Consider the following 2,681-nt stretch of genomic DNA (forward strand, 5'->3'; position numbering starts at 1 on the left):
GGCTCAACCACTTCGGGGGTTGCGTTTGACAGCGGCGTTTGTGCATCGTTATCTCCAGCCAGATATGACGGCCCGGCGCGACGATGCGGTCAAGGAGAAAACCATGTCACACAATCTGCAGTTCTATATCGATGGCGCGTGGGTCGATCCTGTTGTGCCCAACGCTTTCGATGTCATCGATCCCTCGAATGAGGACGCCTTTGCGCAGATTTCGCTCGGCTCCAAGGCCGATGTCGACAAGGCGGTCGCCGCCGCCAAGCGCGCCTTCAACAGCTTTGGTTTCACCGAGGTTGGCGAGCGGCTCGACCTGTTGAACCGCATCATCGCGGTCTACAAGAAGCGCAGTGGCGATCTTGCCGTCGCTGTGTCACGCGAGATGGGCGCGCCGCGCCAGATGGCGTTGGACAGCCAGGTCGGCATCGGTCTTGCGCATCTGCAGAAGATGGCCGACGTGCTGAAGACTTTCGAATTCCGCCGCGTCAAGGGCAACCATCTGGTGGTCAAGGAGCCGATCGGCGTCGTCGGGCTGATCACGCCGTGGAACTGGCCGCTCAACCAGATCACCTGCAAGGTCGGCCCGGCGCTTGCTGCCGGCTGCACCATGGTGCTGAAGCCCTCCGAGATCGCGCCGCTCGACGCCATCATCTTCGCCGAAATCCTCGACGAGGCCGGCGTGCCGAAGGGCGTCTTCAACCTCGTCAATGGCGACGGTCCGGGTGTCGGCCAGGCGCTGTCCAGCCACCCCGACATCGACATGATGTCGTTCACCGGTTCGACCCGCGCCGGCATCCTGGTGGCCAAGGCCGCCGCCGACACGGTCAAGCGCGTGCATCAGGAGCTTGGCGGCAAGTCGGCCAACATCCTGTTCGGGGATGTCGACCTCGCAAGCGCCGTCAGCAAGGGCGTCGCCGGCTGCTTCAGCAACAGCGGCCAGTCCTGCAACGCGCCGACGCGCATGTTCGTGCCGCGCGACCGTCATGACGAGGCAGCCGGCTATGCCAAGGCGGCTGCGGAAAAGTTCACCGTCGGCCCCGCCGACGCCGCCGGCACCAAGCTCGGCCCGGTCGTCAGCCAGGTCCAGTTCGACAAGATCCAGGACCTGATCCAGGCCGGCATCGATGAAGGTGCGACGCTGGTCGCCGGCGGCCCCGGCCGTCCGGCCGAACTCAACCGCGGCTATTACGTCAGGCCGACGGTGTTCGCCGACGTCACCCACGACATGCGCATCGCGCGCGAGGAGATCTTTGGGCCGGTGCTGGCGATCATGCCTTATGACAGCGTCGACGACGTGGTGAACACCGCCAACGACACCGTCTATGGCCTCGCTTCCTACATCCAGGCCAAGGACATGAAGAAGGCGCGCGAAGTCGCGGCGCGCATGCGCACCGGCAATGTCTACATCAACTATCCCCAGTGGGACGCCGGCCTGCCGTTCGGCGGCTACAAGCAGTCCGGCAATGGCCGCGAATATGCCGAATACGGGCTCGAGGATTTCCTCGAGATCAAGGGCATCGCGGGGTATGAGGCGGCGGAGTAGAATTGGTCAGGGCGCGCCACGATATGTGGCGCGCTGTCCGTCCGGTATCGCCGAGGTCAGCGCCGCCCCTCATTGCCCTGCCGGGCATTTCTCCCCGTATAGTGACGGGGAGAAACACGCCGTCATGGAAGGTTTCGCCAATCTCCAATGTTGCAGAATGGGCGCCAGCGATGCGGCCATCTCCTTCTCCCCGTCACTATACGGGGAGAAGGTGCCGGCAGGCAGGTGAGGGGCGGCGCCGACTTTGGCGATTGGTGGCCTTCACAAGACGGAAGCCGTCATTGGGCCTGAAAGCGATTGGCCCTGCCTTGCTGATCTCCTTGCCAATTGGCAAATACATGCTATATATCTGCCAATAGAGAGGCAACAAAATGCAGCTTCAGTCCATTGTCACGACACCGGCCACGGTTGGCAGCGTCATATCGGATGACGAGGCCGGCGCGCTGGCGCGCACCACGGTCAATCTGTTCAAGGCCTGGAACCTCACCGACCTGGAGGCCTGCATCCTGCTCGGCGGCATGTCGGCGCGGACCTGGGCGCGTTGGAAGACTGGGGCGAAAGAAGGCGGCGTCGGCAGGATCGACCGTGACCTGCGCACCCGCATGGCGCACCTGATGGGCATCCATAAGGGCCTGCGCTATCTGTTCACGGAGCCGGCACGGGGCTACGCCTGGATCCGCAAGCCCAATGCCACCTTCGGCGGCCAGTCGGCCCTCGACCTGATGCTGCGCGGCGAAATCTCCGATCTCTCGGCGATGCGCGAATGGCTCGATGCGGAGCGTGGTGCATGGTGAGTGGACTTGCGGTCAGGCGCCCCGTCGACTGGCCCCAGACCTTCCGCATCATCCGCTCCATCCATCCGCCCATCGACCTCTTCGAGGACATTGCCGACCCGCGCGACTGGGAGGCGCTAGCCGCCGTAGAGGCGAAGACCAACCCGCGCATAAGGTTCGAGATCGGCGATCTCGGCAAGGTGTCGGCTGCAAGGCGGGTTTCCGGCCCCGGCGCCAGCTTCGTGATGGCGCCCTTCGTGCACTGTTCGACGCTGCGGCCGGGACGCTTCTCGGATGGCAGCTACGGCATCTACTATGCCGGCGACAGCGAGGACGTCGCGCTGGCCGAGACCATCCACCACCACCAGAAG

3 protein-coding genes are annotated in these 2,681 nt (G+C 64.2%); all 3 read left to right on the top strand.

Annotation, left to right across the window (positions count from 1 at the left end; translation table 11 throughout):
• Positions 1–103: 103 nt before the first annotated feature.
• Positions 104–1,537 carry an aldehyde dehydrogenase family protein gene (locus EN750_RS28160; protein ID WP_127398685.1) on the top strand — a complete coding sequence of 478 codons (1,434 nt, stop codon included), beginning with the start codon at positions 104–106 and terminating at the stop codon, positions 1,535–1,537.
• Between the two features lie 371 nt (positions 1,538–1,908).
• A complete protein-coding gene (locus tag EN750_RS28170) occupies positions 1,909–2,331 on the top strand; it encodes an MbcA/ParS/Xre antitoxin family protein (protein WP_127271235.1) in 423 nt (140 codons plus the stop codon).
• Positions 2,325–2,681 (top strand): RES family NAD+ phosphorylase (locus tag EN750_RS28175; RefSeq protein WP_145967973.1); only part of this gene is annotated, 357 nt, incomplete at its 3' end. The genes EN750_RS28170 and EN750_RS28175, both read left to right, overlap by 7 nt.

The organism is Mesorhizobium sp. M7A.F.Ca.ET.027.03.2.1 (genome assembly GCF_003999175.1).
Taxonomy (GTDB): domain Bacteria; phylum Pseudomonadota; class Alphaproteobacteria; order Rhizobiales; family Rhizobiaceae; genus Mesorhizobium.

Bases quoted from the DNA above. Each gene is read 5' to 3' on its own strand.
- EN750_RS28160 (WP_127398685.1), top strand. From the start codon at position 104: ATGTCACACAATCTGCAGTTCTATATCGATGGCGCGTGGGTCGATCCT.
- EN750_RS28170 (WP_127271235.1), top strand. From the start codon at position 1,909: ATGCAGCTTCAGTCCATTGTCACGACACCGGCCACGGTTGGCAGCGTC.